The following is a 12,121-nucleotide window of genomic DNA, read 5'->3' on the forward strand; positions in this document are numbered from 1 at the left end:
TAATTTGCTCTATATCATCCAATAGTCATGCTTAAGACCAAAAGAGTTTCAAAAATTTATGAACATCTAGAATTTAAGCGCTCGGTAAAATCCCCTTTGGGATTTTCATCAGCAGAAATGATTTTTCTGACTTGTTCTTCAACATACTCCAAACAGCGCTTAAACTGTTTGTGTGGATAATTTTCACATATATATGAAAAAGCTTCTAAATTTTTTGTGGACTGGGTATATTTCTCTGAGATGGTAGGTGCGCAAAACATCCCTAAATAATCCGAAGGAGATTGGGTTAAATACCTATCTCGCTTGATCATTTGAGTGTAATTTGCTTGTTCTAATAAATCATGATGTATACAAAAAGATACATTACTGCCATTTTCAACATTAATATCAGGATCCTCATTTTTAATAATATCGAGCAGGATTTTTTGTTTACTCACCCGCTTAATCAAATGATCCTGACCATCCGCTATATAGGATTTATCTACAATTAAAACCCCCTCTTGCAGTGCTCCGGCGCAAACAAAAAAGTCTTTTAGTAATACAACCCCTCCAACCGTCGTCCAAGCATCTAATACTAATAATGAACCTGTAGGAAGAGCAGTTAAAGGTACTTTCGAATTTTCTCGTAGAGAACCGATGACTACAAAAGTATGGGGGAAGGGTTTATCTCCCATTTTTAGACCACAAATATTGATTGAAGTTCCTATAGGTAATATAGCTCGTAATAAAGTAGCTAATACATACGCATGTTGGTCACATGATCCTGTCAAGCTTAAAACAGCAGCCGCCGCGTTTCTTTCGACATAACTTCTATGTAATATGGATTCAGTCTTAGGGGTGTGATAAAAGAATGTCTGGGGTGTTCCGTCCAAGAATGTTCTAAACCAATCTGCTTTTTCCTTTTTAACAGACTCTTTGCTTGTGCCATGATCTGTACGGCTCAAATATAACCAATGATCTCTATATTTCCCGGCTTCTAGGGAGCGACCTTGGCAGTGTTGCACATCATCCCAATTATTGTCTGCACCAAGAGCAAGTAATTTTTTGGTGATTCGAACCGTAGCATCACATAAATCAAACAAGCTTAAAGGTGTTGATCTGGCTTTTTTAGTTTTAGCGTCTCGCAACAGAATATTATCATTGCTCTTACGTTTCTGAGAAAGATCTGCTTTTACTATATCTTTTGAGGTGGCCATTTTGTGAAGAAAGAGAATAAAGCGCATATTGTACAGGAATAATCCTGGTGGTCAATAAATTGATCTAATGAGTGGAACTACTTACAAATATTTAATGGTACATGTCTTTAGTATTAAACTCTTCACCAAACTCCCTATTATCTCCTACAAAATCACCTATAGAATAGTCGATGCTATTAAAAAAATTTTTAATAGCATATAACCAAAACTCCATCATTCCAGGATGAATTTTACTCTCCAAAGTTAGTTGTCGCATTAAAAGGGTGGTTTATTGAAACATGCCCCCGTTGTACTTTGAGAACTAGCAAGGATTATCCTCACATTTTTGGCGTCTCAATTGATTGATAAGGCTATCTTGCATAAGTTATTGTTTTGACTTGAAAAGTCAGGTGATTGAGAGAAGTTCAAGAATCCTTGACTTTGTTGATCGGAGTGACAGGAATTGAACCTGCGACCCCTGCCTCCCGAAGGCGAATTAAATAAATTCTCAGTGTATTCCCATGTATCTCTATACATGAAATATTATTTTATTTCATTATGTTATATAAATTTATAATGCACTAGAATTTATCATGATGTTATACTCTACAAAAAATTTGCACTCTATATGCACTCTGTTTAATTTAGTCAGGCGGTGCCTGACTAAATTACTGAGATGATAATCCGAGAAAAGAATATTATGTATCCTCAAATTCGGGAGGCACTGAATCTCAGATAATATGAAACGCGATTTTTTATATCCCTCTATCAACTGAAGCTATCCCTACAGATTGATATGGAAGAATTTATTCAGCGAGCAAAGGGTTAGCTAGGCGTTAGAGGGAGTAGTGAAATGCTAGTTAAAATTAGTAATTCTATTATAAAGCAATTGCTTCCAGGTGAAAAAGAATATGATGTTAGAGATATTAACTTAAAAGGATTTTTAATCAGAGTTCAGCCTTCAGGAAATATGATTTACGTTTGTCAGTATAAAAGAGGGAGACGGGTTAATCTTGGTAAAGTAGGTGTTATCTCTGCAGCGCAAGCACGGGAAAAAGCTATTGAAGTATTAACAATTTTCATAAAGGGATTGAGCCGACAGTCAAAAAGGGAATTAACAAACCAAAAACGCTTCAAGAATTTATTGAAAACGAATATAAGCCTTGGGCTTTGGCTCATCAAAAACGAGGAGAGGAAACACTCGCAGCCCTCAATCGATGCTTTAAGAGCCTATATTCTAAACCTCTTGCTGAAATCACCCCTGCTGTTCTAGAGCAATGGCGTGTTAAGCGTCTAAATGAAGGTACAGCACAAGCTACTATTAACCGAAATATCACTACTCTTAAATCTTTAATAACGAAGGCAACAGAATGGGGATTTTTAAAGGAGATACACTCAGGAATTTAAAACAATTCAAAGTGGATCGCTCACCAAAGGTACGGTATTTATCTTTAGAGGAGGAAACACTGTTGCGCCAAGCTCTTTTAGAGCGAGAAAAGCAATTGAAGCAAGAAAGGATAAGTGCAAATGAATGGCGAAAAACCTGAGGATATCTTTTAAAGCCTGAGTTTGCTGATGATGAGCTTTTTGATTATCTAATGCCAATGGTGCTTATTTCCATCAATACAGGCTTACGACGCGGTGAGCTATTTAACTTAACTTGGGAAGTGATTAATCTTTCGGAGCGATCGCTTATCCTTGGCGATGGAATAACTAAAAATAGTAATTCTCGTTATATTCCATTAAATGACGAAGCATATAATCTTTTAAATCAACTTTACGACAAAAGCGCTCTTAAAAAAGGACTTGTTTTTCCCAGTAAAAATAATCAACCGTTTAATCACATGAAACGTTCTTGGGCTTCCATTTTAAGCAAAGCTGAAATCACTCAATTTAGATGGCATGACTTGCGACATCATTTTGCGAGTAAATTAGTGATGGCTGGAGTTGATTTAAATACTGTTCGTGAGTTATTAGGGCATTCTGACATTAAAATGACACTAAGATATGCTCACTTAGCACCAGAGTATAAAATTAACGCAGTTAAGAAAATTGACTGGCCATTTAAAAACAATTCAGAACAAATTTAATCCATACTATTTGAATTGATCTATCAAGCAGACTAGTGAATATTGATAGTGACAATATGTACCTATCGATATGCACAAAATGTCCTCACGGTAGGGATAAATAGTACCTACGGTATGCACAATCTGCTCCTACGGTAGGTGCAAGTTGCACCTAGCAATAACATAGATTACATACATAGATTACTTACAATAATTACACACATAAAATGGATGTAAAATTTTTTTGCAAAAGATAATTTTAAGTTTTTTAATAATGTTCGGAACTTTTTACTCTATAAAAATCTTATGTTTAAATTTTTTATTTATGTACATATAAATTCCATTGTTACCCACAAATTGCCCCCAAGTTAGTCTCTTGATCATATTTAAAAAACACATTATATTGTTATTTAATGTATTAATAATGCCATATGTTGTGTTTTTTGTTATTGATATATAAAGATAATATCAAACTTATATGGCTATTGTGACTTGAGGTATTACGATATGACTAAATGTACAGCGCCAGTACGCGGGCATAGCTCAGCGGCTGCGGCTTCGACCTGCCCTGTATGCCGTTACCGCACTAGCTACCGCTACGGCGGCTACAACAGCCCGTCTTACTCTTCACCAGACAGCAGCAGAGCTAACTATAGCAGCAGTGGTGGCAGGTCAAGTAGTTCAAGACCGCGCTGGTCCAGAGCGGGTTCGTCCTTGTCATACACGTCTGCCCAAGTACAGTCACTTACACCAATACGCCAAACAGTTGAAACGCGAGCAGCGGAGCAACCTGACCTTCGTGACGTCTTCCTGTGTCACGCCTGGGACGACCGTCATGGTCCAGCCAAAGAGCTGCACGACTTGCTCGTGGAGGCTGGTGTCAAAGTTTGGTTTAGTGAGAAGGATCTTGGCCTTGGGGTGCCGATGATGCGCGCCATCGACAAAGGGTTAGCGAATTCGCGGATCGGACTTGTACTGGTGACCCCTGCGCTGCTGGCCCGTCTTCCCAAAGAGAGCGTCGCCGACAAAGAGCTTTCGGTACTCCTGGCGGGCAACCAGCTCGTTCCTATTGTACACAACACGACGTATGAAGCTCTCCGCAATGTCAGCCCTTTGCTTGCCTCTCGAACCGGCCTCGACACCACAGAAGATTCAATGGCGGTGGTCGCGGCAAAAATTTCTGAGCTGGTTGGTCTCTAGCCTTTTTGCCAACATAGTCGCTTTATCTGGGCTTCAACGTATAGGGCTTAGTGTACATTTTAAAAAATAATTTTGGAGAAGCATTTCGGTAAACAAAAGCCCCGTTTTATTACCTATTATCCAGTTTACAATTACAACTAATCCTCAGACATTAGATGGAGAAAGAAATGAATAGACTCTTAACATAATCAAGAGTAGTTTTTCAATGATTAATAGACATCTTGATACTTTAAATTTACCTCTTTTGAGCGTATTAAAAATTTATTTATAAGAGGTTCATGCAATTTTGAAGTGGCATATACCTCTAAAGGTTGGTTTGAAAATAATAATTTATTTTGAAATTTAACTATGTTACTGATATTTAAGGGTTCACCAACAATTAAACTTGCAAAAAAACATGAATATGGAGTTAAAGCAAAAGATAATATGTATCCATTTCTCAATAAATCATCTAAATGAATACATACCGATTTAACAGGTCCTTTATATGGTTTGAAAAAGCAAACTGGTCGTTCAGATGTTAATAAGTCAAATTTTGTGTCTTCAAATTTAATCACATACCACTTCAAATTCAACAGCATAGGCAATGCGTTAATAGCAATACCTTTATTGTAAGTGGATGCATGCCCACTTCTAGCGGCGATAATTTCATTAGCGGCTATCTTCTCGAATTTTTCAATTTCATTATTGGCTTCAGGGAACCATTTCCACTTCCTTTTTAGTTCCTCAACATTTTGAGTTACTTGTCTTTGTGCTCGTATAATGTCACTCTGTTGCCTAGTAGTTAATGAACTTAAGAATTGACAAAAATTTTCACGTAAATCTTGAGATAAAATATCATCTAATAGTATTAATGCATTTTTGGAGTACCTTATCTCTTCCTCTATAATTACCATAATATTTGCAGCGTTACCGTCTAAGTTAGCATAATGCTTAATCTCTAAATCTCCATATAAATTTTTTACTTGTCCAATATCTATTGTGGATTTTTTTTGAAAACTAACTAATTTGTCAGAAATAACATTATAGCAATGTAAATATCCTTTGGGATTTATCCATTTTTTTAAATAGAATTGCGGAATATAATGGTGTCTAGTCATAAAATACTAATCCTGTATTTAATTGCTATCTCCATAAAATAAGATTTCAGTAAAGTCATTAAATAAATTATAGCGGCTATCCGATTCCCCGTTTTTAGTAATCCTGTTCTTGCGCTCATCTAGATCAATATTTACCCCATTTTGAGTGGGTGACCGTGAAGACTCAAAAAAAATTAGAATTAATAATAATCATTAATATGTGGTGACAAAATAAACATAATCATAATTGGATAATGGTACTAGGGAAGTGGGGAATATTTAAAAGTATGTACTTTACAGCATATGTATTTAATGCCATAATTTGCTAATGAACTGGGAAATAATATTTCAAGAAGATTTTAATTTAGAATTCGATGAACTTAACGAATTAGTTCAAAACGAATGTTTAGCCCATTTGAAAGTTTTAGAAAAATTTGGCCCAGAATTAGGACGCCCTCACGTAGATACATTAAAAGGTTCTAAACATTCAAATATGAAAGAACTTAGATTTAATGCAGATAATGGGGTATGGAGATTGGCGTTTGCTTTTGATCCCTCCCGGAAAGGAATTTTGCTGATTTGTGGTGATAAATCTGGCGGGAGCGAAAAGCGTTTTTATAAAGATTTAATTAAGAAAGCAGACCAACGATTTGATAAGCACTTATCTACTTTAAAAAAATGAGGTGAATTATGACTAGATCAATTAATGACAAAATGAACTCTCTCTCGAAAGAGAGACAGGATCTTATTCAAAAGCGAGCTAATCAATTAATTGCCGAAGAAATGACTTTGCGGGATTTACGTTTAGCTCTTGAGAAAACTCAAGAAGACCTTGGTGCAATTTTGCATATGAAGCAAGATGGAATTTCTCGTTTAGAAAAGCGCTCTGATATGTTAATTTCAACTTTGAATAAATATATTTCAGCTATGGGGGGATCATTAAAGTTAATGGCCGAATTCCCTGATAGAGCTCCAGTAGAAATTCATGGAATTGCTGAAATTAGATCTCATTGAATGAAAAAGCAGAGAAGGGTAGCAGTCTCTCAATAGTAGGTTATTAGAACGAGATGGAATTGATTCAACATATCGCTAAGTCTGATTACTGTGAAAAGCAGACTGCGATAAAAAGTAATTTAATTAAGGACAAAGACAACTATATAGAAACTATTTATCAATCACAAACGTGCGATTGTCTGCACTTAAAATTTTGATAATTTTTAAATTAAAAAAGGCGAAACAACAAAATAATTTTTTAATAAATATCAAGATAACACACCTTTCGCATGTCATAAATGTTCATTTTAACTTATTAATTATTATATCATTAATTAAAAATTCTATGAAAATTTATGCAATAAATGCGGTGAGTTTTTGGTGAATGGAAAATAAATGAAAATGCCTTTATTTTCCTATGGTTAAATGGTGCTTTTTTTGTGTATTTCACCATTGGCTCATCATGGTTCACCACAATTATATAGAGATTTGCCTCAAACTTAGATTTTTTGGTTGTCGAATAAATTATGGCAATGCCTTTAATTGTATGTTTGTGGTTGACTTTTCCAATGGGTTTTCAATAGTTGTGGTATTTATTTATACCCTCATCCGCCCTTCTCCCAAGGGAGAAGGGAGCATATTCTGATTTAGAGGAAATGATTGCTTCTGACGTAGGTTACAGGAATTAATTTTAATATTACCTACGAAGAAAATATTTAATTAGGCAAGGTCCTTAAATTTTTTTATAGTTTTCGAATTTTTTATGCATCAAGACTCATTAAAATAGCACTCTGTATGCACTCTATAAAATTATTTAAAATTAGGGGAATTGCATAACCCCTTGCTGTCATTGATCGGAGTGACAGGAATTGAACCTGCGACCCCTGCCTCCCGAAGGCAGTGCTCTACCAGTCTGAGCTACACTCCGTGTCCCGAATAGGTATCCAGGTTATAGTTTGGTGCTTAATTGGTGCTGAGGTCTTGGAATTCCCACATCAGTAACCCATGCTAATAGCTTCTTTGCAACGCAAACAGGGCCAAATTAATTAGCGCTTCTTTATATCTGGAATCAGGTAAGATCACCAAAGAGGACAATGCTTTGTCTATTTCCTCTGCCGCTATTTTTTTGGTATATTCTATGGCTTTGGTTTCCTCTAAAGCCCTAAGAATCTCGGGTAAATAATCCAGGCTTCCTTTTTTTAAGCTTTCCATAATTTGCTGTTTCTGTAGATCGGTTCCATGCTGTATTGCATAAATTAAAGGAAGGGTCGCTTTGCCATCTGCCAAATCGTCTCCTATATTTTTACCGATAGTTCGTGCATCAGAACAATAATCCAAGGCATCATCGATGAGCTGAAAAGCATTTCCTAGATGGAGTCCGTAGGCATAGAGGCCATCTTGTAACTCCTTGGAGGATTTGCTGATAATTGGTCCAATGCAGGCAGCAGCCGCAAATAGAAGGGCTGTTTTTGCACGAATTACATCAAAATATTCTTCAAAGGTTAATGCCGGATTATGACGGTTTGTGAGTTGTTTCACTTCACCGCAGCTAATTTCAAGCGCTGTTTTAGCAAAAAGCTTGAGTACCTCGAGATTTCCAGAATCAACGATCAACTCAATGGACTGTGTAAAAAGATAATCCCCTACCAGAATACTTGCTTTACTGCCCCAGATGTCATTTGCTGTTTGACGGCCTCTTCTTAAAGTCGACTCATCGATGACATCATCGTGCAGTAACGTCGCGGTATGGAAAAATTCAACCATAGTAGCCAGAGTAATATGATCCATACCTTGGTAACCACAGGCATTACTTGATAGAAGAACTAAAAGTGGACGTAATCTTTTTCCGCCACTTTCAATGATATGGTGGGACATGTCATCAATTAAGCCAATTTGCGATTCAATTTTATTAACAATTAATGTATTAACTGCTTTAAAATCGTCACTCACTAGCGCGCGTATACTCTCAATTGGCATTGTTTGTCCTCTACGTTCAATCAGCAAATGCTAAAGTTGGACCTATGAATTGTCAAGTAAAAGAAGGCTTATCTTAGTTTATACGTTAAACCGGAAATGCATGACATCCCCATCGCATACGACATAGTCTTTTCCTTCCAATCGTAATTTTCCAGCCTCTTTGGCTCCTTGTTCTCCTTTATGCGCGATAAATGCTTCATAGGCTATGACTTCAGCACGAATAAAACCTTTCTCAAAATCTGTGTGTATGACACCTGCTGCTTGTGGCGCAGTAGCTCCTTTAGGAATTGTCCACGCTCTTACCTCTTTTACTCCAGCTGTAAAATAGGTTTGTAGGCCCAATAATTCATACCCTGCACGTATGACACGATTTAATCCAGGTTCACTTAATCCCAAATCATCCATAAATTCTTTTCTATCGGCTTCCTCCAATTCGACCAACTCTGCTTCAGTAGCTGCACATAAAGCAACAATGCTTGCTTTTTCTTGTGCGGCTAAATTGCGGACTTGATCTAGTAATGGGTTGTTTTCATAACCATTGTCATCTACGTTTGCGATATAAAGAACGGGTTTTGCCGTAAGCAGAAACAGACGGCGTGCAATGGGCTCTTCTTCAGCATTTAAATCCAGAGTGCGGACAGGGTGGCCTTCATCGAGGTGAGCCTTAATTTTTTCCAAGGTTTTCATTTCGAAAATGGCTTCTTTATTTCCGCTTCGACTGTTTTTTCCTGCCTTTAATATAGCTTTTTCGAGAGTTTCCATATCCGCTAAAGCCAGTTCTGTATTGATTACCTCGATGTCGCTTAAGGGGTGAACATTGCCTTCCACATGGACCACATCGGTGTTTTCAAAACAACGTACCACGTGCGCAATGGCATCCGTTTCACGAATATTAGCCAAAAACTGGTTGCCTAAGCCTTCTCCTTTGGAGGCGCCCTTAACAATACCTGCGATATCCACGAACTGCATGGTGGCAGCGATGACTTGTTGTGGTTTGACAATCTCACTCAACGCATCAAGACGAGGATCAGGAACAGTGACGATCCCTACATTGGGTTCAATGGTGCAAAAAGGGTAGTTTGCTGCTTCAATACCTGCTTTGGTAAGCGCATTAAACAAGGTTGATTTACCCACGTTGGGTAATCCCACGATGCCGCATTTAAATCCCATGTGTAGTACCTCTTAAATTATTTAGAAACCAAAATTAACTGTTACCTACAATCTAAATCCAAAATGAATATGATGCGGGTAAGCAGTCCCTTAGACGTTCAATTGATTCATTGCTTTCGCTAAATCCCCTGAGAAGACTAAAGGCATTACAGCAATACCTCGAGCAATTGCGTCATAAATTAATTGTCTGTCTTGAACGGAAGGTTTTCCAAGAACAAATTGATGAACTAAATCTCTATGTCCCGGATGGCCAATTCCAATTCGCAAACGATGAAATTCTTTGCTGCCTAGCTGGGCGATGATATCTCTTAACCCATTATGGCCTCCATGACCTCCGCCTGTTTTAAGCTTAATCCGGCCTGGAGGCAAATCCAATTCATCGTGTACCACAAGTATTTCTTCCGGATGAAGTTTATAAAATTGAGTGATGAGCCGAGTAGGCTGACCGCTATGATTCATAAAAGAAGTGGGTAAAACTAATTTACTGACATGCTGGTTTATTTCCAAATCAGCTAATTCGGCTTGCATTTTTTTATCTAATTTAAAAAAAATACTATGTCGCTGGGCTAAGGAAGTGACTAACCAACCACCCGCATTGTGGCGGGTATTTTCATATGCTGATCCTGGGTTTCGCAAACCGATGATAAGTTTTATCGCCATGATTTAGTTCTATGATAGGTAGTTGTTGCATTGTAGCCTGGGTAAAGGGAAACGTAACCCAGGTTCCGCTTCGCTTTACCCAGATTACGTTATTATTTTTCAAATTAAAGGATTATTCTTCATCTTTCTCAGCGCTAACAGTTGGTACATCAGAGGCCGGAACTGTCGTTGTTTCTGATTCCTCTTCTGCTGCACTCACTCTTGACATGTGGATGCTTACCACTGGAGCGTCATGACTTCCATCTGTAACATCAACAGTCAATTGTACGCCTTTAGGTAATTTTAAGTGAGATAAGTGAACGATATCATCCATTTTTACTTCGGACATATCTACTGCAATAAACTCAGGTAAATCTTTTGCTTGGCAGCGTACTTCCACTTGAGTCATTGTATGGTTGATGATACCGCCAGCCTTAATACCAGGTGCTTTATCTTCATTGATAAAGTGTATAGGTACCAATTTAACCAGAACGTCAGTTTTGGAAACGCGTTGTAAATCCATATGCATGACTAGAGGCTTGTAAGGATGACGTTGCAATGCCTTTAAAATCACATGTTCTACTTTACCATCCACGGTAATATCAAAAACACTGGAATAAATACTCTCAGTTTCCAACGCTTTAATTACTTTATTGTGTTGGAAATGTATTGACATTGGCTTTTTGTCCCCGCCATAGATTACAGCAGGTACTTTATTTTCAAGACGACGTAGGCGGCGGCTCGCACCTTTCCCCATATCCGTTCTTGCTTGTGCTTCTAAAAGAATATTTGACATTGTATACTCCAAAAATTTATAAAGTCCCTCAAAATTTAATCCGCGACCAGATCAAACATTGGATAATTTGACATAAAAATCCAGAAAGGGGTGGCGAAGTATACAATATTTTAAAATGAACTTGAAGTCATACTCATAATTTCATAGAATATGCGACTTTATTGAATTTGTGACAGCCAATCAGGCGAATTGGAGAAAAATTATGTATGCGGTAATCAAAACTGGCGGTAAGCAATACACCGTAAAGGAAGGTGATGTGTTAAAAATTGAATTACTGCCTGAAGATGTTGGCAATGAAATACAATTTAAAGAAGTATTAATGTTGGCTGATGGCGATAAAGTTACTTGTGGATCTCCATTAGTTGACAAGGCAATTGTGAAAGCTGAGGTGCTTGATCACGGTCGTCACAAAAAAGTTAAAATCATTAAATTTCGTCGTCGTAAGCACCACATGAAACAAATGGGGCACAGACAATATTATTCGCAAGTTAAAATTACTGCGATAAGCAAGTAAGAGAGGATAGCAATGGCTCATAAGAAAGCAGGTGGTAGTACTCGTAACGGCCGCGACTCGAATCCCAAGTATCTTGGCGTGAAGCGATATGGCGGACAATTTGTTAATGCGGGTGAAATAATTGTTAGACAACGTGGTACACGTTTTCATCCAGGACCTGGTGTAGGATGTGGACGTGATCATACCTTATTTGCCTTGGTAGAAGGCTTGGTACAATTTGTTGTCAAGGGTGATAAAAACCGTAAGTACGTCACTATAGTTGCAGAACAAAAAGAAGAAGCTGCAAACTAAATTGAAGATTGTAGCATATGCTGCAATGATGTATTTGATTTGACTGATGTATGTCTCTTACTTTAAAAAATTGTTAGAGGCTGCATGGTTACGCCTATGCAATGTTATATTAACCCCGGGAACGGGGTTTTTTTTTGTACTTTTAGCACTCCTGAATCAGTACATTTAGTGCATCTTGAGAGAATGATGCCAATGCATCCCAATTTTTATCCTGGGCT

15 protein-coding genes and 1 tRNA gene are annotated in these 12,121 nt (G+C 37.5%); 8 read left to right on the forward strand and 8 right to left on the reverse strand.

Annotation, left to right across the window (positions count from 1 at the left end; all coding sequences use genetic code 11):
- Positions 1–56: 56 nt before the first annotated feature.
- Positions 57–1,223: a hypothetical protein gene (locus BU07_RS0103490; RefSeq protein ID WP_031563725.1), complete on the reverse strand. Its 1,167-nt coding sequence runs from the start codon at positions 1,221–1,223 to the stop codon at positions 57–59.
- 805 nt (positions 1,224–2,028) lie between these two features.
- Between BU07_RS0103490 and BU07_RS17660 the strand changes: the two genes are divergently transcribed.
- Both BU07_RS17660 and BU07_RS17850 read left to right on the forward strand, forming a co-directional pair.
- Positions 2,029–2,448: an Arm DNA-binding domain-containing protein gene (locus BU07_RS17660; protein WP_242601876.1), complete on the forward strand. Its 420-nt coding sequence runs from the start codon at positions 2,029–2,031 to the stop codon at positions 2,446–2,448.
- Positions 2,346–2,582, forward strand: coding sequence for a phage integrase (locus tag BU07_RS17850; RefSeq protein ID WP_423202580.1), 237 nt, complete (start codon positions 2,346–2,348; stop codon positions 2,580–2,582). Before BU07_RS17660 ends, BU07_RS17850 begins: the two co-directional genes overlap by 103 nt.
- A 6-nt stretch (positions 2,583–2,588) precedes the next feature.
- Here the strand turns inward: BU07_RS17850 and BU07_RS17855 are convergent, their stop codons facing one another.
- A complete protein-coding gene (locus BU07_RS17855) occupies positions 2,589–2,780 on the reverse strand; it encodes a hypothetical protein (RefSeq protein WP_423202579.1) in 192 nt (63 codons plus the stop codon).
- Here BU07_RS17855 and BU07_RS17670 point away from each other — a divergent pair.
- Both BU07_RS17670 and BU07_RS0103505 read left to right on the forward strand, forming a co-directional pair.
- Complete coding sequence (locus BU07_RS17670; protein ID WP_242601874.1) at positions 2,774–3,265, forward strand: site-specific integrase; 492 nt, start codon at positions 2,774–2,776, stop codon at positions 3,263–3,265. The two genes, BU07_RS17855 and BU07_RS17670, sit on opposite strands and share 7 nt — an antisense overlap.
- A 486-nt stretch (positions 3,266–3,751) precedes the next feature.
- Positions 3,752–4,444, forward strand: coding sequence for a toll/interleukin-1 receptor domain-containing protein (locus tag BU07_RS0103505; protein ID WP_031563726.1), 693 nt, complete (start codon positions 3,752–3,754; stop codon positions 4,442–4,444).
- 209 nt (positions 4,445–4,653) lie between these two features.
- Here BU07_RS0103505 and BU07_RS0103510 read toward each other — a convergent pair whose 3' ends face one another.
- Positions 4,654–5,544 (reverse strand): DUF4238 domain-containing protein, encoded by an 891-nt coding sequence (locus BU07_RS0103510; RefSeq protein WP_031563727.1) that lies wholly within the window; start codon positions 5,542–5,544, stop codon positions 4,654–4,656.
- A 307-nt stretch (positions 5,545–5,851) separates the two neighbouring features.
- On the opposite strand from BU07_RS0103510, the gene BU07_RS0103515 reads away from it, so the two are divergent.
- Together BU07_RS0103515 and BU07_RS0103520 are read left to right on the forward strand one after the other, a co-directional pair.
- Positions 5,852–6,205 (forward strand): type II toxin-antitoxin system RelE/ParE family toxin, encoded by a 354-nt coding sequence (locus BU07_RS0103515; protein ID WP_031563728.1) that lies wholly within the window; start codon positions 5,852–5,854, stop codon positions 6,203–6,205.
- A gap of 8 nt (positions 6,206–6,213) precedes the next feature.
- Positions 6,214–6,537, forward strand: coding sequence for a helix-turn-helix domain-containing protein (locus BU07_RS0103520; protein WP_031563729.1), 324 nt, complete (start codon positions 6,214–6,216; stop codon positions 6,535–6,537).
- Between the two features lie 833 nt (positions 6,538–7,370).
- Here BU07_RS0103520 and BU07_RS0103525 read toward each other — a convergent pair.
- The 5 genes from BU07_RS0103525 to BU07_RS0103545 all read right to left on the reverse strand — a co-directional run bounded on the left by BU07_RS0103525 (position 7,371) and on the right by BU07_RS0103545 (position 11,098).
- Positions 7,371–7,444, reverse strand: a tRNA-Pro gene (locus BU07_RS0103525).
- Between the two features lie 80 nt (positions 7,445–7,524).
- Positions 7,525–8,493, reverse strand: a complete 969-nt coding sequence (locus BU07_RS0103530; protein WP_031563730.1) for a polyprenyl synthetase family protein — start codon at positions 8,491–8,493, stop codon at positions 7,525–7,527.
- 78 nt (positions 8,494–8,571) lie between these two features.
- Entirely contained in the window at positions 8,572–9,663 is a 1,092-nt protein-coding gene (ychF, locus tag BU07_RS0103535; RefSeq protein WP_031563731.1) for a redox-regulated ATPase YchF, read from the reverse strand.
- A gap of 90 nt (positions 9,664–9,753) precedes the next feature.
- Positions 9,754–10,323: an aminoacyl-tRNA hydrolase gene (gene pth, locus BU07_RS0103540; protein WP_031563732.1), complete on the reverse strand. Its 570-nt coding sequence runs from the start codon at positions 10,321–10,323 to the stop codon at positions 9,754–9,756.
- Between the two features lie 112 nt (positions 10,324–10,435).
- Positions 10,436–11,098 (reverse strand): 50S ribosomal protein L25/general stress protein Ctc, encoded by a 663-nt coding sequence (locus BU07_RS0103545; protein WP_031563733.1) that lies wholly within the window; start codon positions 11,096–11,098, stop codon positions 10,436–10,438.
- A 202-nt stretch (positions 11,099–11,300) separates the two neighbouring features.
- Between BU07_RS0103545 and rplU the strand changes: the two genes are divergently transcribed.
- On the forward strand, positions 11,301–11,612 hold the full coding sequence (gene rplU, locus BU07_RS0103550; RefSeq protein ID WP_031563734.1) for a 50S ribosomal protein L21: 312 nt from the start codon (positions 11,301–11,303) through the stop codon (positions 11,610–11,612).
- Between the two features lie 12 nt (positions 11,613–11,624).
- Positions 11,625–11,903 (forward strand): 50S ribosomal protein L27, encoded by a 279-nt coding sequence (rpmA, locus tag BU07_RS0103555; RefSeq protein WP_031563735.1) that lies wholly within the window; start codon positions 11,625–11,627, stop codon positions 11,901–11,903.
- Positions 11,904–12,121 lie beyond the last annotated feature (218 nt).

The sequence above is a fragment of the Legionella wadsworthii DSM 21896 = ATCC 33877 genome, assembly GCF_000701265.1.
Lineage (GTDB): Bacteria > Pseudomonadota > Gammaproteobacteria > Legionellales > Legionellaceae > Legionella > Legionella wadsworthii.

Bases quoted from the DNA above. Each gene is read 5' to 3' on its own strand.
- BU07_RS0103490 (WP_031563725.1), bottom strand. From the start codon at position 1,223: ATGCGCTTTATTCTCTTTCTTCACAAAATGGCCACCTCAAAAGATATA.
- BU07_RS17660 (WP_242601876.1), top strand. From the start codon at position 2,029: ATGCTAGTTAAAATTAGTAATTCTATTATAAAGCAATTGCTTCCAGGT.
- BU07_RS17670 (WP_242601874.1), top strand. From the start codon at position 2,774: ATGCCAATGGTGCTTATTTCCATCAATACAGGCTTACGACGCGGTGAG.
- BU07_RS0103505 (WP_031563726.1), top strand. From the start codon at position 3,752: ATGACTAAATGTACAGCGCCAGTACGCGGGCATAGCTCAGCGGCTGCG.
- BU07_RS0103510 (WP_031563727.1), bottom strand. From the start codon at position 5,544: ATGACTAGACACCATTATATTCCGCAATTCTATTTAAAAAAATGGATA.
- BU07_RS0103515 (WP_031563728.1), top strand. From the start codon at position 5,852: ATGAACTGGGAAATAATATTTCAAGAAGATTTTAATTTAGAATTCGAT.
- BU07_RS0103520 (WP_031563729.1), top strand. From the start codon at position 6,214: ATGACTAGATCAATTAATGACAAAATGAACTCTCTCTCGAAAGAGAGA.
- BU07_RS0103530 (WP_031563730.1), bottom strand. From the start codon at position 8,493: ATGCCAATTGAGAGTATACGCGCGCTAGTGAGTGACGATTTTAAAGCA.
- ychF (WP_031563731.1), bottom strand. From the start codon at position 9,663: ATGGGATTTAAATGCGGCATCGTGGGATTACCCAACGTGGGTAAATCA.
- pth (WP_031563732.1), bottom strand. From the start codon at position 10,323: ATGGCGATAAAACTTATCATCGGTTTGCGAAACCCAGGATCAGCATAT.
- BU07_RS0103545 (WP_031563733.1), bottom strand. From the start codon at position 11,098: ATGTCAAATATTCTTTTAGAAGCACAAGCAAGAACGGATATGGGGAAA.
- rplU (WP_031563734.1), top strand. From the start codon at position 11,301: ATGTATGCGGTAATCAAAACTGGCGGTAAGCAATACACCGTAAAGGAA.
- rpmA (WP_031563735.1), top strand. From the start codon at position 11,625: ATGGCTCATAAGAAAGCAGGTGGTAGTACTCGTAACGGCCGCGACTCG.